Origin of the sequence: Isoptericola sp. NPDC019571 (genome assembly GCF_044389385.1) — a bacterium.
Lineage (GTDB): Bacteria > Actinomycetota > Actinomycetes > Actinomycetales > Cellulomonadaceae > Isoptericola > Isoptericola nanjingensis.
Genome location: NZ_JBIRXZ010000015.1, coordinates 4,202 through 27,441 on the forward strand (window position 1 = coordinate 4,202; position 23,240 = coordinate 27,441).

The following is a 23,240-nucleotide window of genomic DNA, read 5'->3' on the forward strand; positions in this document are numbered from 1 at the left end:
CCCCCAACCCCCCCCCCCCCCCCCCCCGCGCGGGCCGCCCCCGCCCCCCCCCCCCGGCCCCCGCCCCCCCCCCCCCCCCCCTCGCGGGGGGGCCCCGCTTCTCTATCTCGGCGCATCATGGGACCCATGGTCGCGAGAAGCCAGCGTGGGTGGTCGGGCGAGCCGGGCGAGCTCCTGAGGGTGGGGCCGGGGTTCCGCCTCGCGGACGTCGACCCGGACGCGAAGCCCGGGTACGACGGGAAGAAGAAGGACGGAGCGGCCGACCTGCTCGCCGGCGAGCAGGAGCTCGACGAGCTGCAGGAGCGCCTGTACGCCCAGAGCCGCGAGGACCCGTCCGCGCCGGCCGTGCTGCTCGTGCTGCAGGCGATGGACTCGGCGGGCAAGGGCGGGATCGTGCGCCACGTCATCGGCGCCACGGACCCGCAGGGCGTGCACCTCGTGGCGTTCAAGAAGCCGACGCCGCAGGAGCTGGCGCACGACTTCCTCTGGCGGGTCGAGAAGGAGGTCCCCGAGGCCGGGTACATCGGCGTCTTCGATCGCTCGCACTACGAGGACGTGCTCATCGGGAGGGTGCGCGAGCTCGCGCCCCCGGAGGAGATCGAGCGGCGGTACGGTGCGATCAACGCGTTCGAGTCCGAGCTCGTCGCGCGCGGCACCCGCATCGTCAAGGTGATGCTGCACATCTCGCCCGAGGAGCAGAAGGCGCGGCTCGGCGAGCGCCTCGAGCGCCCCGACAAGCACTGGAAGTACAACCCCGGCGACGTCGACGAGCGCCTGGAGTGGCCCCGCTACATGGAGGCCTTCCAGGCCGTCTTCGAGCGCACCTCCACCGACCACGCGCCCTGGTACGTCGTCCCCGCGAACGCCAAGTGGTACGCCCGCCTCGCCGTGCAGGCGCTGCTGCTGGACGCGCTCGAGGACATCGACCCGCAGTGGCCCGCCGCGACGTTCGACGTCGAGCACGAGAAGGCGCGCCTCGCGGCGTCGTGACGCTCAGCCCGCCGGGGCCGGCCCGGCCGCCTGCTCGACGTCGTCGGGCAGGTTGGCGTCGAGCGGCTCGCGGTCGGTCTTGGTCCACGTGCGCCGCCCGGCGAGCTCGCGGACCAGCGCCACCGTGACGACCGGCCACAGCAGCCAGGTGTAGAGCATGTACGGGATCAGCCCGAACACCGCCCGCAGCAGCGGGTGCCGCCCCGGCTCGTCGGTCATGAGCAGGGACAGGAAGCTCGGCACCAGGGCGATCGTCGCGAAGAACACCAGCGACGGCCACCACCCGGAGACGAACGGGACGTCGCCGAACAGCCAGAACGCCAGCGACAGCACCAGGCCGAGCCCCATGAGGAGCTGCAGCAGCGGCATCAGCAGGTAGGCGAGGTGGTCGACGCGGGCCCCGACCGACACCGGCGCCCGCAGCGCGCCCCGCAGCAGGCCGAACGCCTGCCAGTTCCCCTGTGCCCAGCGCACGCGCTGCTTGACCAGGCGGCGCATGCTCGTCACGCCCTGCTGGTCGACGGTCGTCAGGACCGTCTGGCGACCGCGCCAGCCGGCACGGACCAGCCGCACGCCGATGTCCTGGTCCTCGGTGAGGCGGTCGCGCCACGGGCCGCGCTCGATCCCCGGCGGCAGGTTCTCCGTGACGACGACGTCGTCCAGCGCCGCGAGCCGCACGTACTGCCCGTTGCCGCCCATGTTCGCCGTGCCCCACGCCGACCGCCCGAGCTGGTAGACGTACGCCATGACGCCGAACTCCACGTCCTGGCCCCAGGTGAGGTAGTGCCGGCGGTTGTAGATGCGCACCAGGGCCTGCACGCCGCCCACCCGCTCGTCGGTGAACGCGCCGGCCAGCGCCCGCGGCGCGTCGGCGGGGATGCGCCCGTCGGCATCCACGACGCCGACGACGACGCGCGTCGTCGGCCAGCGGGCGTACCGCCCGGTGAGGACCTCGTCGTGGACGAACTCCCACGCGTCGTCGAGACCCGCGGACTTGCCCACGCGGGCGTTCGGCAGCTCGCGGCGCAGCACCTGGAGCTCGGGCACCCGGGCCCGCAGCTCGGCGAGGACCTCGGGCGTGCGGTCGTCCGAGCCGTCGTCGATGACGACGATCGCCTTGTGCGTGGCCTCGACGGCGACGAGGCGGCCCACGCTGTCGGCGATCGTCACCTCCTCGTTGAGCGCGGGCACGACGAAGACCCACAGGTAGTCCTCCTCGTGCGCGGACTCGACGGCCTCGCGCTGGCGCCGGCGCTCGAACCACGCGCGGACGACGAGCCAGACGATCACGCAGAACGTGACCAGTGTCAGGGCGAGCAGGAACCACATGAGCACCTGCACGCCCGCCGGCATGCCGCGGTACGGGTCCCACCACGGCGCCGTCGTGGCCACGGTGGTCGCGGCCGTCGTCGCCAGGCCGGTCACTCGGCGGCCCGCTCGGGCGCGGCGCCGGACGACGTGCCGGGCGGGGCGTCGTACGGGTCGACCGTCGACCTCGGGGCGATGACGACGTCCTCGAGGTCCTGCGGGACGCGGTCCACCGGGCTGGGCTCGCGCACGAACTCCGGCCCGTCGACGGCGTCGGTGCGGTGGAACCCGGCCCACTCCAGCACCTGGGCGCGCACGAAGCCGGGGCCCGACGTGCGGGGCACGGGGGAGTTGAAGACCAGGTGCTCCAGGGCGTCGACGATGCGCTCGGCGGAGCGCCCGTCCCCGTACGGGTTGGGCTGCCGCGAGAACGCGGCGTGCGCCGCCGGGTCGGTGAGCACCCGGGTGGCGGCGTCGACGATCGTGTCGGCGTCGGTGCCGACGAGCTCGAGGGTGCCCGCCTCGACGCCCTCGGTGCGCTCGGTGGTGGTGCGGGCGACGAGCACCGGGACGCCGAGCGCCGGCGCCTCCTCCTGGATGCCGCCGGAGTCGGTGATCACCAGGGTCGAGCGAGCGAGCAGGCGGGCGAACGTGTGGTACTCCATGGGCGCCGTGAGGGTCACGGCGTCGACGTCGCCGAGCTCGTCGCGCACGGTCTGCGCGACCCGGGGGTTCGGGTGCACCGGCACGACGAAGCGGACGCCCGGGTGGGCGTCCGCGAGCCGGTGGACGGCCCGAGCGATGCTCGCGATGCCCTCGCCCCAGTTCTCGCGGCGGTGCGCGGTGACGGTGACGACGCGCGACGTCGCGTCGTCCTCCAGCCACGCCAGCTCGGGCCGCCCGTAGGGCACCTCGCGCGCGGCGGCCCACTGCAGCGCGTCGATGCCGGTGTTGCCGGTGACGAACGTGCGCCCGATGTCGACGCCCTCGCGCACGAGGTTCTGCACGTTGCTGCGCGTGGGGGCCGCGTGGAAGGAGGCGATGCGCGCGACGAGCTGGCGGTTGAGCTCCTCGGGGAACGGCGAGAGCGTCGTGCCGGTCCGCAGCCCGGCCTCGACGTGGACCACCGGGATGCGCAGGTGGAACGCGGCGACGGCGGCGGCCGCCGCGCTGGAGGTGTCGCCGTGCACGATGCAGGCCGCGGGGTAGTGGTCCTCGCGGACGCGCCCGGTGATCCGCTCGGGCGGCGGCCCGTACCGGCCGGCGACGAACTCGTCCAGCCCGGCGATCACCGACGACGAGAGCTGGTTGAGCGTCAGCCCCGGGCGGCCCACGCCGAGGTCGCCGGCGATCTCGCACCCGGCCTCCTGCAGCACGTAGTCCACGAGCTCCTTGTGCTGCCCGGTCGTGACGACGACCGGGCGCAGGCGCGGGTGGTCCTGCAGGCGCTGGATCAGCGGGAACAGCTTGATCGCCTCCGGGCGGGTGCCCAGCACGACCAGGATCTCGGGGCTGACGGGAAGCGGCATGTCTCTACCTTCGTCGAGCGGGGTGGCGGTGGTGCGCCGACACCGATGAGTTCCGGTTCGCCCGCGGGTCGGAAGGGTGCTGCACCGGCCGCGAGGGGACGGTGCCCGTCAGGAGGGAGCGGCCATGGTGACCGCACGCACGCACCTGTGGTTCGGGAACAACCGCGCGCACGAGGCGGCGGCTTTCTACGCCGAGCACATCCCGGGGTCGTCGGTGGAGTCGGTGCTCACGTCGCCCGAGGGGGTGCCGGGGGCGGCCGCCGGCGAACCGTTCGTCGTCGAGTTCACGGTAGCCGGGCTTCCTGTGACCGGCCTGAACGCGGGCCCCGAGTTCACGCTGAACGAGGCGTTCAGCTTCTACCTGCGCGTGGACTCGCAGGAGGAGGTGGACCGGTACTGGGACGTGCTCACGTCCGAGGGCGGCGAGCCGGGGCCCTGCGGCTGGTGCAAGGACAAGTTCGGCATCTCCTGGCAGGTGATCCCGAAGCAGCTCGAGGAGCTGTCCGGCGACTACTCGACCGAGGCGAACCTGCGCACCATGAACGCGATGCTGAAGATGGGCAAGATCGACGTCGCCGGGCTGGAGGCCGCCTACCGCGGGGAGTGACGCACCCGACGCTCGCGGCCGCTGGAGGTGTCGGCATCCCGTGACGGGGTTGCGGGCTCGACCGAAGGTCGATGGCGCCGTGTGATCAAATGGCCGGCGTGCTGACCGTCGCCACCGCCAACGTCAACGGCATCCGTGCCGCCTTCCGCCGCAACATGGACGCCTGGATCGCCGCCCGCACCCCCGACATCCTGCTGCTGCAGGAGGTCCGCGCGCCCGACGAGCTGGTCCACGAGTACCTCGAGGGCTGGCACGTCGCCCACCTGCCCAGCGATCTCAAGGGCCGCGCGGGCGTGGCCGTCGCGTCGCGCCTGCCGCTGCACGCGGTCCGGGTCGGCCTCGCCGCCCACGGACCGGACGGCGAGTCCGAGCCGCCCGTGGATACCGGCCGCTGGGTGGAGGCGGACGTCGAGCTGCCGGACGGCGGCCTGCTCACCGTCGTCTCCGCCTACCTGCACTCCGGGTCCAACGCCCCGGGCCAGGAGCACACGATGGCGGCCAAGTACGCGCACCTCGACAAGGTCACCGCGCGCCTGGCCGAGCTCGCCGCGGCCGAGCACCCCGCGGTCGTCGCCGGGGACCTCAACATCGCCCACCGGAACGAGGACATCGCGAACTGGAAGGGCAACCTCAAGAGCGCGGGCTTCCTGCCGCAGGAGCGGGCGTACGTCGACCGGTGGCTCGACGAGCTCGGCTGGGCCGACCTCGGGCGCGCGCACGGCGGCGAGGGCCCCGGGCCCTACACCTGGTGGTCGTGGCGCGGGCAGTCGTACGTCAACGACCGCGGGTGGCGCATCGACTACCAGCTCGCCAACGCCGCGCTGGCGCCGCGCGCCGTCAAGGTCGAGGTCGACCGTGCGCCCACCTACGAGGAGCGTTGGTCCGACCACGCCGCCGTCGTCGTCACGTACGACCTGTAGCCCGGCGCCGCCGGTCGAGCCTGTCGAGACCACGGTCCGGGTCTCGACGGGCTCGACCGACGGGCTACCTCCGGGGGAACATCGCCCGCTGCACGGCGTCGTGCACGTCGGTGTTGAGCTGCGGCCCGGAGAGCCGCTCGGCGCCCGGCCCCTGCGCGGTGATCGGCGTGGCCTCGCCCGTGTGCCCGCCGGTGGTCCAGTCGACGGTGAACTCGACGTCCGTCCCCGGGACGGGGAAGGGGCCGTCCTCGGCGGTCTGGCCCTCACCGGACTCGTCCTCGGGGTCGACGTTCTCGATCGCGAGGCCGCCCGTGGCGTGGTCGCCGACGACGAGCACCAGCGTGTCGCGGTGCTTCTTCTGGAAGTCGAGGGCGAGGGCGACGGTCTCGTCGAGGGACCGGCCCGCCTCGATGGTGCGCGTCGCGTTGCTCTGGTGGGCGAACTCGTCGATCGCCTCCTCCTCGAGGAACAGGAAGAAGCCGTCGCGGTCGCGCTGGAGCACGTCGAGCGCCTTGGCGGCCATGTCGACCAGCGGCACCTCGGGGGAGTAGACGTCGCCCTCGCCCTCGTTCGCCTGCTGGAACATCTCCTCGTTCGCGAACAGCCCGAGCAGCTTGCGGCCGTCCGCGTCGGCGAGGCCGTCCGCGTCGCTCACGTAGGTGTACCCGAGCTCCTGCGCCCGCTCGACGAGGTTGCCCTTCGTGCCCTTGCTCTGCTCCTCCGGGTCCTCGGTGGGGTTGTCGGGCCACGCCCCGGGCTCGCCCTCGGGGTACCAGAAGTCCTCGCCCCCGCCCAGCAGGACGTCGGGGCGGGACTCCTCCAGGTACTGCCGCGCGATCTCGCTCTGGTCGTACCGGTCGGTGACGTGCGCCCCGAACGCGGCGGGGCTCGCGTCGGTGACCTGCGCCGTCGAGACGAGGCCGGTGGCCTTGCCGGCGCGCCTCGCGTCCTCGAGCAGGGTGGGGACCGGGTCGCCGTCGACGTCGACGCCCACGGCGCCGTTGAACGTCCGCACCCCGGTGGCGAACGCGGTCGCGCCGGCGGCCGAGTCGGTCACCGCGTCCTCGGGATCGGCGGAGTCGGTCGCGGTCCAGCCGGCCTCGTCGAGCGAGTCCATGACGAGGTGGCCGTCCTTGCCCACGGTCGCCAGACGGATCAGCTCCCGGGCCGCCAGGCCCATGCCGTCGCCCTGGAGCACGATGACGTTCCGCGCCCGGTCCCTGTCGTGCCGTCCGTCGTGCCCGCCGCGCCCGCGGTCGTCACCGCCGGCCGTCGCGCCGACGGCCGTCCCTGCGGCGACCACTGCCGTGAGCGCCGCCGCTCCGACGCGGCGCATCGTGGTGCGTGCTGCCATCGCTCCTCCTCGAACGATCGAGCCCGGCGACGTCGTGCCGCCGCGCCCCCGCACCGTAGGCAGGTGCCCGCGTCACCGGCATCCGGGGGGAGGAACCGCAGGTCGCGCGCGGTCAGGCGGCCCGGTCAGGCGGTGCGGCCCGCCGGCGCCGACGGCGGCGCGAGGAGGAATCCCGGCGCCCGTAGCCCGGCGGCGTCGAACGCGTCCTGCACGGCCGCGGCGACCGTGTCGACGGCGTCCGCGCGTACCAGCGCGATCGCCGAGCCGCCGAAGCCGCCGCCCGTCATGCGCGCGCCGAGCGCGCCCGCGGCCAGCGCGGCGTCGACGACGAGGTCCAGCTCGCGGGCGGAGACCTCGTAGTCGTCCCGCAGCGACGTGTGGGACGCGACCATCAGCGGCCCGACCTCGTCCGCACGCCCCGCCGCGACGAGGTCGCGGAACCGCGCCGTGCGGTCGATCTCGGTGACCACGTGCCGCACCCGGCGGGCCAGGACCCCGTCGGGGTCGTGCGGCCCGAGAGCGGCGAGCGTCTCGTCCAGGCGGGCCGGGTCGACGTCACGCAGGGTCTCGACGCCGAGCAGCGCGGCCGCGCGCTCGCAGGTCGCCCGGCGCTCGGCGTACTGGCCGTCGACGAGCGCGTGCTCCGCGCGGGTGTCCACGACGAGCAGCGTGAGGCCCGCGGCCGCCAGGTCGAACGGCACGGGCGTGCCGGACTCCAGCGCGGACAGGCCGGGCCGCGAGTCGACGAGCAGCGCGTGCCCCGCGGTGGCGCGCAGCGACGCGGCCTGGTCCATGCCGCCCGTCGGGGCGCCGGCGATCTCGTTCTCCGCGCGCACGCAGGCCGTGACGAGGGCCGCGCGGCCCTCGTCGTCCGCCGCGAGCCCGAGGTCGCCCGTCTCGTCGAAGGCTACGGCGACGGCGCACTCCAGCGCGGCCGACGACGACAGCCCCGCTCCGAACGGCACGCACGAGTCGACGACGGCGTCGAAGCCGCGCACCGGGTGGCCGTCCTGGGCGAGCGCCCACGCGACGCCCGCGACGTACGCGCCCCAGCCCGTCACCGCGCCCGGCGCGACGTCGGCCAGCCGCGCCGTCCAGAGCTCGCCGGGCGCCTGCGCCGACCCGAGGCGCACGACGTCGTCGTCCCGGTGCCGCAGCGCGACGTACGTGCGGTGCGGCAGCGCGGTCGGCAGCGCGAGGCCGCCGTTGTAGTCGGTGTGCTCGCCGATGAGGTTGACCCGGCCCGGGGCGGACCAGACGCCGTCGGGCGCGCCGTCGCCGAAGACCCGGGCGAACAGGTCGCGGACGCGGCGGGCCCCCTCGTCGTCGGACCAGGACTCGAGCCACTCGGGCGTGCTCATGGCGGGGACAGCTCCTTCGCAGGGGTGGACCGGGTGGTGGCGCCGGCGGGGCGCCCGGGCGAGGCTACCGTGCGTCAGCCCTGGACGGGGCTGAGGTTCAGCCGCATGCCCGCGAGGCCGCGCGACCGGGCGGCCAGGGATCGGGCGACGTCGCGCAGCACGCGCGCCCCGGCGGAGTCCGGGTCGCTGAGCACCACGGGCGTGCCGTCGTCGCCGGCCGCGCGGACCGCGACGTCGAGCGGCACCTGGCCCAGCAGCGGCACCGGCGTGCCGAGCGTGGCGCCCAGCCGGTCCGCGACCCGCCGGCCGCCGCCGGAACCGAACACCTCGAGCCGCGACCCGTCCGGCTGCTCGAGCCAGGACATGTTCTCCACCACGCCGACGACGCCCTGCGACGTCTGGGTGGCGATCGACCCGGCGCGCTCCGCGACCTCCGCCGCTGCGGCCTGCGGCGTCGTCACGACGACGATCTCGCTGCCGGGCAGCAGCTGCGCCACCGAGATGGCGATGTCGCCGGTGCCGGGCGGCAGGTCGAGCAGCAGCACGTCCAGGTCGCCCCAGAACACGTCCGCGAGGAACTGCTCCAGCGCGCGGTGCAGCATCGGCCCGCGCCACACGACCGGCTGCCCCTCGGGCACGAACATCCCGATCGACACGACCTTCACGCCGTGCTCGATCGGGGGCAGCAGCATCGAGTCCACGCGGGTGGGCTGGCGGTCCACGCCGAGCATGCGGGGGATCGAGAAGCCGTAGATGTCGGCGTCCACGACGCCGACGTTCAGCCCGTCGGCCGCCATCGCGGCCGCGAGGTTCGCCGTCACGCTCGACTTGCCCACGCCGCCCTTGCCGGACGCGATCGCGTACACCTTGGTGAGCGAGCCGGGCTGGGCGAACGGGATCACGGGGTCGCCCGCGCCGCCGCGCAGCTGCGAGCGCAGCGACTGCCGCTGCTCCGGGGTCATGACGCCGAGCTGCACGTCCACGCCGGTCACCTCGTCGAGCGCCTCGACCGCGGCGGTGACGTCGCGCACCAGCGTGCCCTTCATGGGGCAGCCGGCCACCGTGAGGTCCACGCCCACCGTGACGCGGCCGTCCTCGGCCACGTCCACCGAGCGGACCATGCCCAGGTCCGTGATGGGCCGGCGGATCTCCGGGTCGACCACCGACGTCAGGGCGGTGCGGACGCGGTCGGTCAGCGGTGCGGGGCCGTCGGGGGAGCCGGTGGTCATGCCTCGATCCTAGGCGCGGCGGGCGGCGGCACCGGTGCGTCGTGGGTCACGGCCGGACAGCGCCGTCGTGACCCGGAGGGCCAGCGCGCCGACGTCCACCGGGCGGGTCGTGTCCTGCCGCACCACCGGGCCGAGCGCGAGCGGCGCCGCCCCGGCGGACCAGGCCGCCCACTCGGCCGTCAGGTCCCGGTCGTCGGCGTGCACCGGGTGGCGGCCCGGGCGGGACTCGTAGCGTCCGCGCGCGACGTCGGGCGGCACGTCGCACCACACCTCGACGACGGCGTCCGCGCCCGCGGTCGCGAGCCCGCGCAGCGCGTGGTCCAGGTCGCGCGGCCGGAACCACCACGACTCGACGACGACGCGCGGCAGCGGCGCCGCGGCCAGGCGCCACACCGCCTCCATCGCCGCCGCCCCGACGACGGGCGCCCCGACGACGGAGGTCGCGGCCAGGGACGGCGCGCCCGGCCGGACGGCGTCGGCCAGGGCCTCCTTGACGGCGTCCTTGCTCAGCCACGGCGCGCCGAGGCGCGCCGCGAGCGGGCCTGCCAGCGTCGACTTGCCCGACCTGGGCAGCCCGTTGACCAGCACCACCTGTCGCGCCATGCCGTCGCCTCCTCCGGCCGCCGTCCGAGCCCCGCGAACGGGAGGATACCGGGCCGCACGGACGGCACGGCGTCGCGCGGCGCAGGGTGCTCGGGGCTACGTTGACCTGCATGGATGCGATGGCCTCCCTGGCTCGGGACTCGGTACTGCTCGTGGCGGCCGTGCACGCCGCCCCCGCCGACGCCGAGGTGCCGGCCTGCCCGGGGTGGACCGCCGACGACCTGGGCTTCCACGTCGCGTCGGTGCAGTCCTTCTGGGCGTCCGTGGTGGGCCGCGAACCGGGGACCGGCCTGCAGGCAGGCGACGTCGTCCCGCCCGAGCGGCCCGCGGGCGACGCCGCCCTCGCCGCGCTGCTGCACGACGCGACGGCGCACCTCGTCGCGGCGCTCGCGGGCCGCGACCCGCGCGAGCCGTGCTGGTCCTGGCACCCCGACGGTCACACCGTCGGGTGGGTGACCCGCCGCCAGCAGCACGAGGCGCTCGTGCACCGCGTCGACGCCGAGCAGGCGGCGGGCCGCGGGGTCACGCCGCTCGACCCCGAGATCGCGGCCGACGGCGTGGACGAGGTGCTCGACGTCCTGCTCGGCGGGCACCCGGGCTGGACGACCTTCACGCCGGCGGGCGGCGCCGTCGCCGTCGTCGTGGACGCCCCCGGCGAGGCGCCCCGGCGCTGGGACGTGGAGCTCGGGCGCGTGCGGGGGACCGGGCCGGAGTCCGGCCGGGAGTACGACGTGCCCGGCGGGCGCCTGGTCCATCCCGACGGCGAGCCCGCCGGCGTCGTCGCGGGCGCCGCCGCCGACCTCGACCTGTGGCTGTGGGGGCGTGGTACGGCCGAGTCGCTCCGGGTCACCGGCGACGCCGCGGCCGTCGAGGCGCTGCGCGCCGCCGCCGCCGACGCCATGCAGTGAGGGCGGCGTCCCGCGTCAGGAGGCGTCCCGGCCTCGCCCCGACTCCTTCTCGTCCAGCTCCTCGAGCAGGTTCCTGATCTCGGAGCGGACGAAGTCGCGCGTCGCGACCTCGCCCAGCGCGATCCGCAGCGCCGCCATCTCCCGGGCCAGGTACTCCGTGTCGGCGAGGTTGCGCTCCGCGCGCTGCCGGTCCTGCTCCGCGGTGACGCGGTCGCGGTCGTCCTGCCGGTTCTGCGCGAGCAGGATGAGCGGCGCGGCGTAGCTCGCCTGCAGCGACAGCACGAGGGTCAGCGCGGTGAACCCGTTCGACGCGGAGTCGAACCGCAGCGCCTCCGGGCCCCAGGAGTTCCACGCCAGCCACAGCGCGCAGAACACCGTCAGGTAGATGAGGAAGCGCGGCGTGCCCAGGAAGCGGGCGATGCCCTCCGTGGCGCGGCCCACCGCGTCCTGGTCCATCTGCGGCCGGGGGATGAGGGTGCGGCGGGCCTCCTTCGGCTGGTCGAGGCGGTCAGCCACGCGGCACCTCCTCGAGGTTCTCGTCGACGTGCTCGCGCCAGTCGTCCGGGAGGATGTGGTCGAGCACGTCGTCCACGGAGACCGCGCCGAGCAGCCGCTTCTCGCCGTCGAGGACGGGCAGCGCGAGCAGGTCGTAGGCCGCGAGCAGGCGGGTCACCCGGCCCACCGGCGCGTCCGGCGTCAGCCACTCCGTGTCCGTGTCCAGCACCGACCCGACCGACGCGTGCGGGGGCTCGCGCAGGAGCCGCTGGAAGTGCGCGACGCCGAGGAAACGGCCCGTGGGCGTCTCCAGCGGCGGCCGCACCACGAACACCATCGACGCCAGCGCCGGCGGCAGGTCCTGCTTGCGGATCTGCGCCAGCGCGGTCGCGATCGAGGTCTCCGGGCCGAGGATCACCGGCTCGGTGGTCATGAGACCGCCGGCCGTGTCCTCGTCGTAGGACAGCAGGCGGCGCACGTCCTTCGCCTCCTCCGGCTCCATGAGCTCCAGGAGGCGGGCCGCCTGCTCGTCGGGCAGCTCGTTGAGCAGGTCGGCGGCGTCGTCGGGCTGCATGGCCTCGAGGACGTCCGCGGCACGGTCGGAGTCCAGGCGGGACACGATGGCGACCTGGTCGTCCTCCGGCAGCTCCTCGAGCACGTCGGCCAGGCGCTCGTCGTCGAGCGCGCTCGCCACCTCGAGGCGCCGGGTGTCGCCCAGCTCGTGCAGCACGTCCGCCAGGTCCGCCGGGCGGAGGTCCTCGTACGCCTCCAGCAGCTTCGTGGCCCCCTGCTCCTCGGTGGAGCCGGCCAGCCCGGTGACGGCGGTCACCGGGACGACGAGCGTCTCCCCGCGCCGGCGCAGCGACAGCCCGCGGGCGGGTTGCTTGCGGCGCACGAAGAGCTGGTCCACCAACCAGTCGCCCGTGCGCTGGCGCGTGATGGACAGGTCCTCGACCGTGGCCTCGCCGGAGCCGTCCGTGAAACGCACGGTCCGGTCCAGCAGCTCGCCCAGCACCAGCGACTCCATGGCGCGCTGCTCGAACCGGCGCATGTTGAGCAGGCCGGTGGAGATCACCTGGCCCGCGTCGATCGCGGTGACCCGCGTCAGCGGGAGGAAGACGCGTCGCCGGCCGGGGACCTCGACGACCAGCCCTACCGCACGGGGCGCGCCCTTGGCGCGGACCAGCACGACGGCGTCGCGCACGCGCCCCACCTCGTCACCGATCGGGTCGAAGACCTGGGTGCCGGCGAGGCGTGCCATGAAGACCCTGGTTGCCGCGCTCACGTCGGTCAGCCTACGCGGGGCGGGCCCGTCGGGCCTGGTAGCGGGCGTGCGGCGCGGGTGGTGTGGTGGTGCGGGGCCCGCGACTGGGCCAGACTGGGCGGATGAGCTTCAGCCGCCCGAACGCCGTGCCCCGCGTCCCGACCCTCCCGGCGGGCGACGAGGTCGCCGCGTACGACACGTACCTCGAGGCCCAGCAGGCCGTCGACTACCTGTCGGACCACAAGTTCGCCGTCGAGCACGTCACCATCGTCGGCACCGACCTGCGCATGGTCGAGCGCGTCACCGGGCGGCTCTCGTACGGCCGCGTCGCGCTCGCGGGCGCCCTGTCGGGTGCGTGGTTCGGCTTCTTCGTCGGCCTGCTGCTCAGCCTCTTCGGCGGTGCCGGCATGGGCGGCGTGCTGCTCGTCGGCATCGGCCTGGGTGCCGGCTTCGGCCTCCTGTTCTCGGTGCTGTCCTACGCGCTGACCGGCGGGCGTCGGGACTTCACGTCGTCGTCGCAGATCGTCGCGTCGACCTACGCCATCCTCTGCGCCGCCGAGCAGGCCGGCGAGGCCCGGTCCATGCTCCGGGAGTCCCCGGGCGGGCTCGGCAAGGCGCGTCGTGGTGCGGCCACCGCCACCCCGCCGGTGGGGTCGCCCACCGTCGGCGCGCCGGCCGCGCCGTCCGCGCCCGTGGCTCCCGCCGCGCCGCGCACGCCCGATCCCCGCTGGACCACCCCCAGCGGGGCCCCGCGGTACGGCGCGATGCGGCCCGCCGGGGAGCAGGCCCCTTCGCCGGAGCCCCAGAATCCCGCGGTGCAGAGCGCTGCGCCCCAGAGCCCCGCGCCGCAGGACACGGAGCCGCAGGGCCCCCCGCCGGGCACCCACCAGACGGAGCCCCGGCAGCAGCAGGAGGGCGACCCGGAGCAGCCGAAGGCGCCGGAGCACGACGACCCGTACCGCCCGCCGCAGCCCTGAGTCGCCCTGCCCATCAGTTCGGCAGCCCCTTCATCTGGTCGACACGTCGGCCTGCCGAAGAGATCGATGCGCTGCCGAACTGAACCCACGCTCACGGCGGTGCCGGCAGCAGCGGGTGCTGCCGGAGCGTCCGTCGGAGCTCCTCCGGGAAGCGTGCGGTCAGAGCTCGGGCGACCTCGCCGAGGCGGGAGGGGCCGACGGCCGTCACCCGCACGGGGTTGATGCCGGTCGCACGGATGGCATCAAAGCGCTCCTTCTCCCGCAGGAGCTCCTGGGCGGCGTCGTGGCCGGGCCGCACGCCGCCGTCGCGGTACTTCAGCAGTCCGTCGAACTCCGCGTACACGGACCAGTCCGGCCAGCCGAGGTCGCAGTGGAAGACGCCGCGTGCGGTGGTGATCGGCGCCTGGGTGATCGGCCGGGGCAGGCCGGATCGCAGCGCCAGGTACCGGAGCCAGGTCTCCCACGCGGAGTCGGCGCCGGCGTCCGCATGGTCCAGGACCCACCTTGCCCGGCGCGTGCCGTTGCGCCGGCGCGTGACCCCGAGCGCGGCACGGCACTCGTCGAGGTCGACGCCCCGTGCCAGGGCGTGGTCGGCGATCACCAGGCCTTCGAGGGGATGCATCGATCGGGCACAGTCCGCCACCGTGCGCGAGAGGGTCGTGACGGGCAGGCCGACCTGGTCCACGCGGTGTGCGGGGGGCACCGTGCTCAGGTGCCGGGCGAGGTCCGCAGCCGCGCCCCCTGACCGGCGGTACGCCTGCACGACGTGCGTCACGGCGGGGACCCGCCACAGCCGGAGACCGTGGAGCAGGGCGGCAGTCTCGTGGCTGAAGACGTGGTCCGCGTCGAGCTGGCGATGAGCGGCCGCGGCGAGCGCACGGGCGCGGCGTCGTGCCGTCTGGAGCCGGTGCTCGTCGCGGGGCTCCTCGACCGTGCGGTATGCGCCGCGACGCAGCCGCTCGAGGTCACCGGCGCGCCGCGCCTGGTCCAGCACGTGGCGCTGGAGCTCGCCCGCGAGAATCACCGGCTCGTCGTCGATCATGCGGACGAGCGTGCCGCAGCGTCCCGCCGTCCGGCGGCGGCCTGTGAACGGTCGCCGTCCGTTCGGCAGCAGATGGATCTCTTCGGCATGCTCACGTGCCGAAGAGATCCACCCGCTGCCGAACGGACGAGCGGGATCAGCCGCGCAGGCGCGCCATCCAGGCCTCGACGTCCTCGGGGCGGCGGGGGAGGGCGGCGGACAGGTTCTCGTTGCCGTCGGTGGTGACCAGCACGTCGTCCTCGATGCGCACGCCGATGCCGCGGTACTCCTCGGGCACGGCGAGGTCGTCGGCCTTGAAGTACAGCCCCGGCTCGATGGTGAAGACCATGCCGGGCTCGAGCACGCCGTCCAGGTAGAGCTCGCGGCGCGCCTGCGCGCAGTCGTGCACGTCCAGGCCGAGGTGGTGGCTGGTGCCGTGCACCATCCAGCGGCGGTGCTGCTGGCCCTCGGTGGAGAGGGACACCTCGGCGGTGACGCCGTCGGGCAGCAGGCCCCACTCCTCGAGGCGGGCGGCGATGACCTCCATCGCGGCGGCGTGGATGTCGCGGAACTTCGTGCCGGGCTTCGCGACGGCGAACGCGGCGTCGGCGGCGTCGAGCACGGCGGTGTAGATGCGGCGCTGGACGTCGGTGAACTCGCCGTCCACGGGCAGGGTGCGCGTGATGTCGGCGGTGTAGAGGGAGTCGACCTCGACGCCGGCGTCGAGCAGCACGAGCTCGCCGGTGCGGACCACGCCGTCGTTGGTGATCCAGTGCAGCGTGGTGGCGTGCTCGCCGGCGGCGGCGATGGTCTCGTAGCCGACGGTGTTGCCCTCGAGGCGGGCGTGCGCGTCGAACGTCGTCTCGATGACGCGCTCTCCGCGGCGGTGCGCGACGGCCTGGGGCAGCGCCGGCACGACCTGCTCGAAGCCCTCGATGGTGCGGGCCACGGCCTCGCGCAGGTGCTCCAGCTCGAGCGCGTCCTTCACCAGGCGGATCTCCGACGTCGCCTCGACGAGGGACTCGTCGTCCGCCTCCGCCTCGACGCCGGCCTCCTCGCGGATGGCCTCGACGAGCGTCTCGATGCTCTCGTCCGCACCGGTCACGACCAGCACGCGCACGCCATCGGCGCCGACGTCCTTGGCCAGCGCGTCGCGCAGCTCGTCGACGTGGCGGGCCTCGACGCCGGTGAGCGTCGTGACGTCGTCGAGCGAGGGCCGCGCGCCCACCCAGAACTCGCCGTAGCGGGAGTCGGCGTAGAACTCCTCGGTGTCGCGGGCCGCGAGCGGGCGCACGTACAGCACGGCGTGGTGGTGGGTGCCGTTGCCGCTGCCGTCGGGGTCGCCCTCGCCGTCGGCCACGGGGTGGAGCACGAGCACGGCGTCGGGCTCCTGGTCGGTGCCGAGGCCCGTGAGGTGCGCGAACGCGGAGTGCGGGCGGAACCGGTAGTCGGTGTCGTTGGAGCGCACCTTGAGCGGCCCGGCAGGGACCACGAGGCGGGCGCCAGGGAAGCGGGCGGACAGCTTCGCGCGGCGCTCGGCCGTGTACGGCACGGCCTCGCCGGGCTCGACGCCGAGGTCGGCGCGCTCGCCCCACTGCGAGGTGATGAACGACTTGAACGCCTCCGAGACGGGGCGCTGGGAACGGTTGCTGCCGTGTTCCTCGGTGCTCGCGGGGGCGGTGGGCGCGGTCTCGTCGACGGGGGTGGTGTCGGTCATGGTTCCCAGTGTCCCACCCGCGCGGAGGGCCCGGCCCCGCCCCCGGCGACGGGGCCGGTCAGGCGCGCGCGAAGACGTGCAGCGCCCGCGTGAGCACCTGGTTGAAGGCGGCGGGGGCGTCGGAGTTGACGTCGTGGCCGGCGTCCGGGACCACGACGAGCGCGCCCCGCTCGGCGGCCGCCACGTGCCGCGACTCCTCGAGCCGCATCCGGTCTCGCGCGCCGTTGACGAACCACACGGGCACGCGCAGGGCCCGCGTGCTGGCCACCGACGAGCGGCCGGCGAGGTGCGTGAGCGCGTCGGTGACGATGTCCCAGCCCGGCCGCGGGACGGTGTCGCCCAGGAGCGCCGCGACCTCGAGCCCGCCGGCGCGCGACCGGCCGCCGGTGAGTGCCGAGCGCCAGGCGAGACCGGCGTCGCGCAGTCCGCGCCGCACCGCCGTCGTGCCGGTGACGGCGAGGTGCGCGACGTCGCGGAACAGCGCCACGGGCTTGCCCTTGGGGTCGGACGAGCAGCCCGCCGCGACGACGCCGGCGAGCGGCGAACCGGCGCCGGCGGTCGCCTGGTGCGCCGCCCACGCGAGCGACGTGTACCCGCCGAGCGAGAGGCCCACGACGACGACGGGCCGGCCGGCGCCGAACGACCCGGCCGCCTCGTCGAGCACCTCGAACGCGCGGGGCATGGAGAACCTCTCCCGGTGGAGCGCGCCGTGCGCGGGCAGGTCGACGGCGACGGCGTCGTGCCCGGCGTCGCGCACGTGCTCCACCTGCCGCTCCCAGATGGCCGACGACGTGCGCATGCCGTGCACGAAGACGATCCCGGCACGCGGCGGTGCGGGGTCGGCGCCGAGGACGGTTCCGAGCGCGGCGGGCACGGCGGGGGCAGGGGTGGCATCGGTGCTGGGGAGGTTCATCGCGAACGATGCTGCCCTGCCGGTCGGGGCGTGTGGGGGGAGGCGACGGCGGGCGGGGTGGAGAGGTTGTGCCCATTCCTTCACGGGGCCGGGGCGGCGCGAGTGTCCGACGTCGCACCGCGCGGAGGCCGTTTCGGGCGTGCGGCCGCGTGGCGCTCCCTAGAATCGGTGATCGTGACGCCGCCCCGGATCGACCTCCACGCCCACTCGCGGGCCTCCGACGGCACGGACTCCCCGCGCGGCGTGCTCGAGGCGGCTGCCGGTGCCGGGCTGGACGTCGTCGCCCTCACCGACCACGACACGACCGCCGGCTGGGCCGAGGCCGCCGACGCCGTCGTGACGACCGGCGTGGCGCTGGTGCGCGGCACCGAGATCTCCACGCGCGTCACGACCGAGGGCGGCAGCATCAGCGTGCACCTCCTGTCCTACCTGCACGACCCCGAGGACGCCGTCCTGCGCGCCGAGTGCGACCGCACCCGCGACGACCGCCTCACGCGGGCCCGGCGCATGACCGAGCGGCTCGCGGAGGACTTCCCGCTGACGTGGGACGACGTCGTCGCGCAGACGGGCGACGACGCGACGGTGGGCCGCCCGCACCTCGCGGACGCGCTGGTCGCGGCGGGCGTCGTGGCGTCGCGGGACGAGGCGTTCGCCACGATGCTGCACCCGGGCGCGCGCTACTACGTGCCGCACTACGCCCCGGACACGGACGCCGCGGTGCGGGCGGTGCTGGGCGCGGGCGGGGTGCCCGTCATGGCGCACCCGGGCGCCGGGGCGCGCGGCCGCACCGTGAGCGAGGAGACGATCGCGGCGCTCGCCGCGGCGGGCCTCGCCGGGCTCGAGGTGGACCACCGCGACCACGACGCGGCCACCCGCGACCGGCTGCGCGGCCTGGCGGGGGAGCTGGGGCTGCTCGTCACGGGCTCCAGCGACTACCACGGCACGGGGAAGCTCAACCGCATCGGGGAGCGCACGACCGCTCCCGAGGTGCTCGCACGGATAGAGGAACGAGGTCTGCTGGACGTGATCCGACCATGAGCGCGGTGCGACGGTGAGCGCGGTGCTGGACACCGCGCTGTTCACCGAGGTGTTCGTCACCCTGTTCGTCATCATGGACCCGCCCGGCACGGTGCCCGTGTTCCTGGGGCTGACGTCGGCGATGGGGGCCAAGCAGCGCAACCGCGCCGCGCGCCAGGCGATCCTCGTCGCGTTCGGCGTCATCGTGGTCTTCGCGCTGTTCGGCCAGCAGGTGCTGCACTACATGGGCATCACGCTGCCGGCGCTGCAGGCCTCCGGGGGTCTGCTGCTGCTCCTCATCGCGATGGAGCTGCTCACGGGCAAGATGGAGGAGCCGTCGCCGTCGGGCAACAAGGGCGTCAACGTGGCGCTCGTGCCGCTGGGCACGCCGCTGCTGGCGGGGCCGGGCGCGATCGTCGCGACGATGGTGTTCGTCCAGCAGACCCGGGTGTCGGACGACGGCGGCGCGCCGCAGCTGATCGCCATCGCGGTGGCGATCGTGCTGGTGCACGTGTGCCTGTACCTGTCGATGCGGTTCGCGAACGTCATCCACCGGGTGCTGCGGGAGTCGGGCGTCACGCTGGTGACGCGCATCGCGGGCCTGCTGCTGGCCGCGATCGCGGTGCAGCAGATCGCCACGGCGGTCACCGAGTTCGTCAAGATGGCGCAGTAGCGCCCGGGGTGCGGCCGTCCGGCCGGACCCCCGCGATCGTAAACATGGGATGTTAGGGTCTTTGGGTGTCCGAGCCCGTCGTGCCCCCGACCACGCCCATGACGTCGCCGATCTCCCCGCCCCGCAAGGTCTCCGAGCTCGTCGTCGAGCACCTGACCGACCTCGTCGAACGGGGGGAGTGGCCCGTCGGGTCCCGCATCCCCGCCGAGCCCGAGCTCGTCGCCCAGCTCGGCGTCGGGCGCAACACGGTCCGCGAGGCCGTGCGTGCCCTGGAGCACGCCGGCATCCTCGAGCCGCGGCGCGGCGACGGCACCTACGTGCGCGCCGCCAGCGGCCTGGACGCCGCCATCGGGCGCCGGGCGCGGACCTCCGACGCGCTGCAGGTGCTCGAGGTGCGCTCCGTGCTCGAGCGCGGGGCCGCGCGCGTCGCCGCCGGCCGGGTCGCCGCGGGCGGGCACGGCGACGGCGCCCTCGCCGCGCTGCGGACGGCGCTCGACCGGCAGGAGGCCGCTGCCCGCGAGGGCGGCGAGGACGACTTCCGGGCCGCCGACGTCGCCTTCCACGCCGAGCTCGTGCGCTCCGCCGGGAACGCCCTGCTCGCCGAGCTCTACGACGGCATCGACCACGTGCTCGTCCGGACCCTCGCCACCGACGCCCACGGCCGGCACCACCGCGACGTGCCCGGCCACCGCGAGGTCGTCGACGCCGTCGCCGCCGGGGACCCCGACGCCGCCGAGCGCGCGGTCGAGGCCACGATGGCCGCGGTCCATGCCCATCTCGTCGACCGGGCTGACGCCACGGCGGCGCCGTCGTCCGGCACGACGACGGAGGTGGACGCGTGAGCCTCCGTCGCCCGCTCGGGGCGGGGGCCGTCGTCGCCATCGTCCTCGCCGCGCTCAACCTCCGCCCCGGTGTCGTCGCCGTCTCGCCCCTGCTGGGCGAGATCCTCGCGGAGGAGGGGCTCAGCGCCACCGCCGGCGGCGTCCTCACGACGCTGCCCGTCCTCTGCTTCGGGCTCCTCGCCCCCGTGGCGCCCGGGCTGGCCCGCCGCGTCGGCCTGGAGCGCGCCCTGTTCGGCAGCCTCGTGGTGCTGTGCCTCGGCTTCGCGCTGCGGCTCGTGCCCGGGATCGCCCCGCTGCTGGTGGGCACGCTCGCCGTGGGCTCCGCGATCGGGCTCGGCAACGTGCTGCTGCCCGCCCTGATCAAGCGCGACTTCGCCGACCGGGTCGGCCTCATGACCGGGTTGTACTCCATGGCCCTGTCGGGCGGCGCGGCGCTCGCCGCCGGCCTCACCGTGCCGATCGCCACGGCCACCGGCATGGACTGGCGCGCCGCGCTCGCGTCGTGGGGGCTGCTCGCCGTGCTCGGCGCCGTCGTCTGGGCGCCGCGCGCGCTGCGCTCGACCGGCGTGGTCGCCACCCTCCGGCCGCCGGGCGCCACCCCCGCCGACGCCGTGCGGTCGGTGTGGCGCAGCCCGCTGGCCTGGGCAGTCACCGTGCTGATGGGCACGCAGTCGCTGTCGTTCTACGCTGTGAACGCGTGGCTGCCGGAGATCTTCGTCGCCGCGGGCCGGAGCGTCGCGGTGGGCGGCTGGCTGCTCGCGCTGACCAACCTGCTCGGCATCGTCGGCTCGTTCGTCACGCCCGTGCTCGCGGGCCGCATGCGGCGGCAGCGGGGGATCGGCGTCGTCATCGTCGCGCTCATCACCACCGGCCTGGTCGGCCTGATCCTCGCGCCCGACGCCGCCGTGCTGTGGGTCGTGCTGCTCGGCCTCGGCCAGGGGGGCGGCATCAGCCTGGCGCTGACCCTCATGGCCCTGCGCACCGAGAACGCCGCGCGCACGTCCGAGCTGTCGGGCATGGCGCAGAGCGCGGGCTACGTGCTGGCCGCCTGCGGCCCGCTCGGCCTCGGCGTGGCCCACGACGCCACCGGATCGTGGACCGCGCCGCTGGTGCTGCTCGTCGTGGCGTCGTTGGTGCAGGGTGTGGCGGCCTGGTTCGCCGGGCGGGACGAGATCGTCCGCTGACGCGCGCTCAGAGGCCCACGGGCTCGAGCGTGACGTGCACGGTCGCGCCCGGCTCGAGGCCCTCGGCCACGCGTACCGCCTTCTTCATCGGCAGCACGTAGCCCCGCTGCTCGTCGCTGGGGAACACCGACGTCGACCAGGTCGTGGCGCCGACGGTGACGGTGACCTTGATCGACCCGAAGCCGCGCGGCGGCAGGGGAAGCTCGGCGAGGGTGTCGGACTCCTCCGGCGGCACCGTGACGAACCACCACGAGTCCGTGCGGACCTGCCACTGCCACAGCGGGGCGGAGAACGTCAGGCGCATGCCGGCCACGCTACGACCCGCCCCGGACATGCTCCGGACTGCCCCGGACATGGATCGAGCGTGCTGACGTGCTCCTCGAACGGGGCGTCGAGGAGCACGTCAGCACGCTCGATGCGCGCCGGGTGCCGTGGTGGGGGTCAGCCCTCCGACGGGGCCTGCGGGGCGGAGGAGCCGCCCTCGACCGGGCGGCCTCCGCGGGTGCGACGGCGGTTGCGGCTGCGACGACGGCGCTGCTCGCCGTCGCGCTGCTCGCCCGCACCGGACGCTGCCGCCTCGGAGCGCTCGCCCGCGCCGTCCGCCGAGCCCTGGCCGGAGCGCGAGCCCTGGCCGGAGCGCGAGGCGCCGCGGCCGCCGCGCGAGCCGCCGTCGCGACGACCGTCCCGGCCTCCGTCACGACCGCCGCGGTGGCCGTCGCGCTGGCCGCCGGAGGAGCTGGTGCGCTTGCCCGTCTCGCCGAGGTCCTCGAGCTCCTCGGCCTCCAGGCCGCCCAGCTGCTGCTTGCTCTTCGGCAGGCGGCCCTTGGTGCCCTCGGGGATGCCCAGGTCGGAGAAGAGGTGCGGCGAGCTCGAGTACGTCTCGACCGGCTCCGGGAACCCGAGGTTCAGCGTGCGGTCGATGAGCTGCCACCGGGGCACGTCGTCCCAGTCGACGAACGTCACCGCGGTGCCCTGCTTGCCCGCGCGGCCGGTGCGGCCGATGCGGTGCAGGTAGGTGCGCTCGTCCTCGGGACACTGGTAGTTGACGACGTGCGTGACGTCGTCGACGTCGATGCCGCGCGCCGCGACGTCCGTCGCGACGAGGACGTCGATGTGGCCGTGCCGGAACGCGCGCAGGGCCTGCTCGCGCGCGCCCTGGCCGAGGTCGCCGTGGATGGCGCCGGCCGCGAAGCCGCGGTCGCGCAGCTCGTCGGACACCTTCGCCGCGGTGCGCTTGGTCCGGGCGAACACGATGGTCCGCCCGCGGCCCTCGGCCTGCAGCAGGCGGGCGAGCACCTCGACCTTGTCCAGCGCGTGCGCGCGGTAGACGACCTGGCGCGTGTTCTTCACGGTCGCGCCGTCGTCGTCCGGCTCGGCCGCGCGGATGTGCGTGGGCTGCGACATGTAGCGGCGGGCCATCGAGACCACCGGGCCGGGCATCGTCGCGCTGAACAGCATGGTGTGCCGCACCGCGGGCGTGCGGGCGAGGATCTTCTCGACGTCCGGCAGGAAGCCCAGGTCGAGCATCTCGTCGGCCTCGTCCAGCACGACCGTGGCCGCGCGGGTGAGGTTGAGGTGGCCCTGGTTGAGCAGGTCGACCATGCGGCCCGGCGTGCCGACGACGACCTCCACGCCGCTGTTCAGCATCTCGATCTGCGGCTCGTACGCGCGCCCGCCGTAGATCTGCGCGATGCGCACGGAGCGCTTCTTCGAGGCGGTGGCGAGGTCGTTCGCGACCTGCACCGCGAGCTCGCGGGTCGGCGCGACGACGATCGCCTGCGGCTTGCCGGGAGCGGGCAGCTCGTCGTAGCCGGGCTCGCCGGGCGCGACGACGCGGTGCAGCAGCGGAACGCCGAAGCCGAGGGTCTTGCCCGTGCCGGTCTTGGCCTGGCCGATGATGTCGTGACCCTGCAGGGCCACCGGCAGCGTCATCGCCTGGATGGGGAACGGGTGGGTGATGCCGGACTCGCGCAGGGCCTCGACGATCTCGGGGCGCACCCCGAAGTCCGCGAAGGAGACGTCCTGCGCCTGGATGGCGGCGGGGGTGGAGTAGTCGGGCTCGCCGGTGGCGGGCGCCGTGGGGGCCGCGGTGGCGGCGGGTTCGGTCGTGGTCACGGGTACCTTCGTCTGCTCGTCGGCGCGCGCGAACCGGGCTCCCGATCGGGCCGGAGATCCGGCGACGGGCCGTGTTCGGGTCGCAAGGAGCGCCGAGGTGGTCGGCAGCCGATCGCGGAAGAACGTCGCTCAGGCTCGGCAGGGATCCCGCCGGGCCGCTGCGGTCGAGTCAGTGGATTGAGACCCATGGCGTGACGACCGGGCAACCGAAGT

At 75.0% G+C, this 23,240-nt stretch carries 22 protein-coding genes; 9 read left to right on the forward strand and 13 right to left on the reverse strand.

Features of this window, described 5'->3' with window-relative positions; translation table 11 throughout:
- Positions 1–126 precede the first annotated feature (126 nt).
- A complete protein-coding gene (locus ACH443_RS19750; RefSeq protein ID WP_430557912.1) occupies positions 127–990 on the forward strand; it encodes a polyphosphate kinase 2 family protein in 864 nt (287 codons plus the stop codon).
- Between the two features lie 3 nt (positions 991–993).
- Here ACH443_RS19750 and ACH443_RS19755 read toward each other — a convergent pair whose 3' ends face one another.
- Together ACH443_RS19755 and wecB are read right to left on the reverse strand one after the other, a co-directional pair.
- Positions 994–2,415, reverse strand: a complete 1,422-nt coding sequence (locus ACH443_RS19755) for a glycosyltransferase family 2 protein (protein WP_430591273.1) — start codon at positions 2,413–2,415, stop codon at positions 994–996.
- Complete coding sequence (wecB, locus tag ACH443_RS19760) at positions 2,412–3,827, reverse strand: non-hydrolyzing UDP-N-acetylglucosamine 2-epimerase (RefSeq protein ID WP_430591274.1); 1,416 nt, start codon at positions 3,825–3,827, stop codon at positions 2,412–2,414. The genes ACH443_RS19755 and wecB overlap by 4 nt, the downstream gene beginning before the upstream one ends.
- A 124-nt stretch (positions 3,828–3,951) precedes the next feature.
- Between wecB and ACH443_RS19765 the strand changes: the two genes are divergently transcribed.
- The gene (locus ACH443_RS19765) at positions 3,952–4,434 is read left to right on the forward strand and encodes a VOC family protein (protein WP_429762664.1); all 483 of its coding nucleotides are present in this window, start codon (positions 3,952–3,954) and stop codon (positions 4,432–4,434) included.
- 98 nt (positions 4,435–4,532) lie between these two features.
- Positions 4,533–5,354, forward strand: coding sequence for an exodeoxyribonuclease III (locus ACH443_RS19770; protein ID WP_430557909.1), 822 nt, complete (start codon positions 4,533–4,535; stop codon positions 5,352–5,354).
- Between the two features lie 64 nt (positions 5,355–5,418).
- On the opposite strand, the gene ACH443_RS19775 is transcribed toward ACH443_RS19770, so the two are convergent.
- The 4 genes from ACH443_RS19775 to ACH443_RS19790 form a co-directional block, all read right to left on the reverse strand.
- Positions 5,419–6,708 carry an alkaline phosphatase gene (locus ACH443_RS19775; protein WP_430591275.1) on the reverse strand — a complete coding sequence of 430 codons (1,290 nt, stop codon included), beginning with the start codon at positions 6,706–6,708 and terminating at the stop codon, positions 5,419–5,421.
- Between the two features lie 125 nt (positions 6,709–6,833).
- Complete coding sequence (galK, locus tag ACH443_RS19780) at positions 6,834–8,069, reverse strand: galactokinase (RefSeq protein WP_430591276.1); 1,236 nt, start codon at positions 8,067–8,069, stop codon at positions 6,834–6,836.
- Positions 8,070–8,143: 74 nt separating this feature from the next.
- Positions 8,144–9,298, reverse strand: a complete 1,155-nt coding sequence (locus ACH443_RS19785; protein ID WP_430591277.1) for a P-loop NTPase — start codon at positions 9,296–9,298, stop codon at positions 8,144–8,146.
- 9 nt (positions 9,299–9,307) lie between these two features.
- A complete protein-coding gene (locus ACH443_RS19790) occupies positions 9,308–9,901 on the reverse strand; it encodes an AAA family ATPase (protein WP_430591278.1) in 594 nt (197 codons plus the stop codon).
- 110 nt (positions 9,902–10,011) lie between these two features.
- On the opposite strand from ACH443_RS19790, the gene ACH443_RS19795 reads away from it, so the two are divergent.
- Positions 10,012–10,809 (forward strand): maleylpyruvate isomerase N-terminal domain-containing protein, encoded by a 798-nt coding sequence (locus ACH443_RS19795; protein WP_430591279.1) that lies wholly within the window; start codon positions 10,012–10,014, stop codon positions 10,807–10,809.
- Between the two features lie 15 nt (positions 10,810–10,824).
- Here ACH443_RS19795 and ACH443_RS19800 read toward each other — a convergent pair whose 3' ends face one another.
- Entirely contained in the window at positions 10,825–11,325 is a 501-nt protein-coding gene (locus ACH443_RS19800; protein WP_429762657.1) for a DUF1003 domain-containing protein, read from the reverse strand.
- Positions 11,318–12,589 (reverse strand): magnesium transporter MgtE N-terminal domain-containing protein, encoded by a 1,272-nt coding sequence (locus tag ACH443_RS19805; protein WP_429762656.1) that lies wholly within the window; start codon positions 12,587–12,589, stop codon positions 11,318–11,320. The genes ACH443_RS19800 and ACH443_RS19805 overlap by 8 nt, the downstream gene beginning before the upstream one ends.
- Positions 12,590–12,690: 101 nt before the next feature.
- On the opposite strand from ACH443_RS19805, the gene ACH443_RS19810 reads away from it, so the two are divergent.
- Entirely contained in the window at positions 12,691–13,545 is an 855-nt protein-coding gene (locus ACH443_RS19810; RefSeq protein ID WP_430591280.1) for a general stress protein, read from the forward strand.
- Between the two features lie 91 nt (positions 13,546–13,636).
- Here ACH443_RS19810 and ACH443_RS19815 read toward each other — a convergent pair whose 3' ends face one another.
- The 3 genes from ACH443_RS19815 to ACH443_RS19825 all read right to left on the reverse strand — a co-directional run bounded on the left by ACH443_RS19815 (position 13,637) and on the right by ACH443_RS19825 (position 17,196).
- The gene (locus ACH443_RS19815) at positions 13,637–14,587 is read right to left on the reverse strand and encodes a hypothetical protein (RefSeq protein WP_430591281.1); all 951 of its coding nucleotides are present in this window, start codon (positions 14,585–14,587) and stop codon (positions 13,637–13,639) included.
- Between the two features lie 136 nt (positions 14,588–14,723).
- Positions 14,724–16,283: an aminopeptidase P family protein gene (locus ACH443_RS19820; RefSeq protein ID WP_430591282.1), complete on the reverse strand. Its 1,560-nt coding sequence runs from the start codon at positions 16,281–16,283 to the stop codon at positions 14,724–14,726.
- A gap of 58 nt (positions 16,284–16,341) precedes the next feature.
- Positions 16,342–17,196 (reverse strand): alpha/beta fold hydrolase, encoded by an 855-nt coding sequence (locus tag ACH443_RS19825; RefSeq protein WP_430591283.1) that lies wholly within the window; start codon positions 17,194–17,196, stop codon positions 16,342–16,344.
- A 174-nt stretch (positions 17,197–17,370) separates the two neighbouring features.
- Here ACH443_RS19825 and ACH443_RS19830 point away from each other — a divergent pair, with 174 nt between their 5' ends.
- From ACH443_RS19830 to ACH443_RS19845, 4 genes are all read left to right on the forward strand, one after another.
- Positions 17,371–18,234 carry a PHP domain-containing protein gene (locus ACH443_RS19830; protein ID WP_429762651.1) on the forward strand — a complete coding sequence of 288 codons (864 nt, stop codon included), beginning with the start codon at positions 17,371–17,373 and terminating at the stop codon, positions 18,232–18,234.
- Positions 18,235–18,247: 13 nt separating this feature from the next.
- Complete coding sequence (locus tag ACH443_RS19835; protein WP_429728043.1) at positions 18,248–18,886, forward strand: MarC family protein; 639 nt, start codon at positions 18,248–18,250, stop codon at positions 18,884–18,886.
- A 65-nt stretch (positions 18,887–18,951) separates the two neighbouring features.
- Positions 18,952–19,728 (forward strand): FadR/GntR family transcriptional regulator, encoded by a 777-nt coding sequence (locus ACH443_RS19840; RefSeq protein WP_429762650.1) that lies wholly within the window; start codon positions 18,952–18,954, stop codon positions 19,726–19,728.
- Positions 19,725–20,912, forward strand: a complete 1,188-nt coding sequence (locus ACH443_RS19845; protein WP_430591284.1) for a CynX/NimT family MFS transporter — start codon at positions 19,725–19,727, stop codon at positions 20,910–20,912. The genes ACH443_RS19840 and ACH443_RS19845 overlap by 4 nt, the downstream gene beginning before the upstream one ends.
- A 7-nt stretch (positions 20,913–20,919) precedes the next feature.
- Here the strand turns inward: ACH443_RS19845 and ACH443_RS19850 are convergent, their stop codons facing one another.
- Positions 20,920–21,216 (reverse strand): DUF1905 domain-containing protein, encoded by a 297-nt coding sequence (locus ACH443_RS19850; protein ID WP_429762648.1) that lies wholly within the window; start codon positions 21,214–21,216, stop codon positions 20,920–20,922.
- Between the two features lie 137 nt (positions 21,217–21,353).
- Positions 21,354–23,027 carry a DEAD/DEAH box helicase gene (locus ACH443_RS19855; protein WP_429762647.1) on the reverse strand — a complete coding sequence of 558 codons (1,674 nt, stop codon included), beginning with the start codon at positions 23,025–23,027 and terminating at the stop codon, positions 21,354–21,356.
- Between the last annotated feature and the right edge of the window lie 213 nt (positions 23,028–23,240).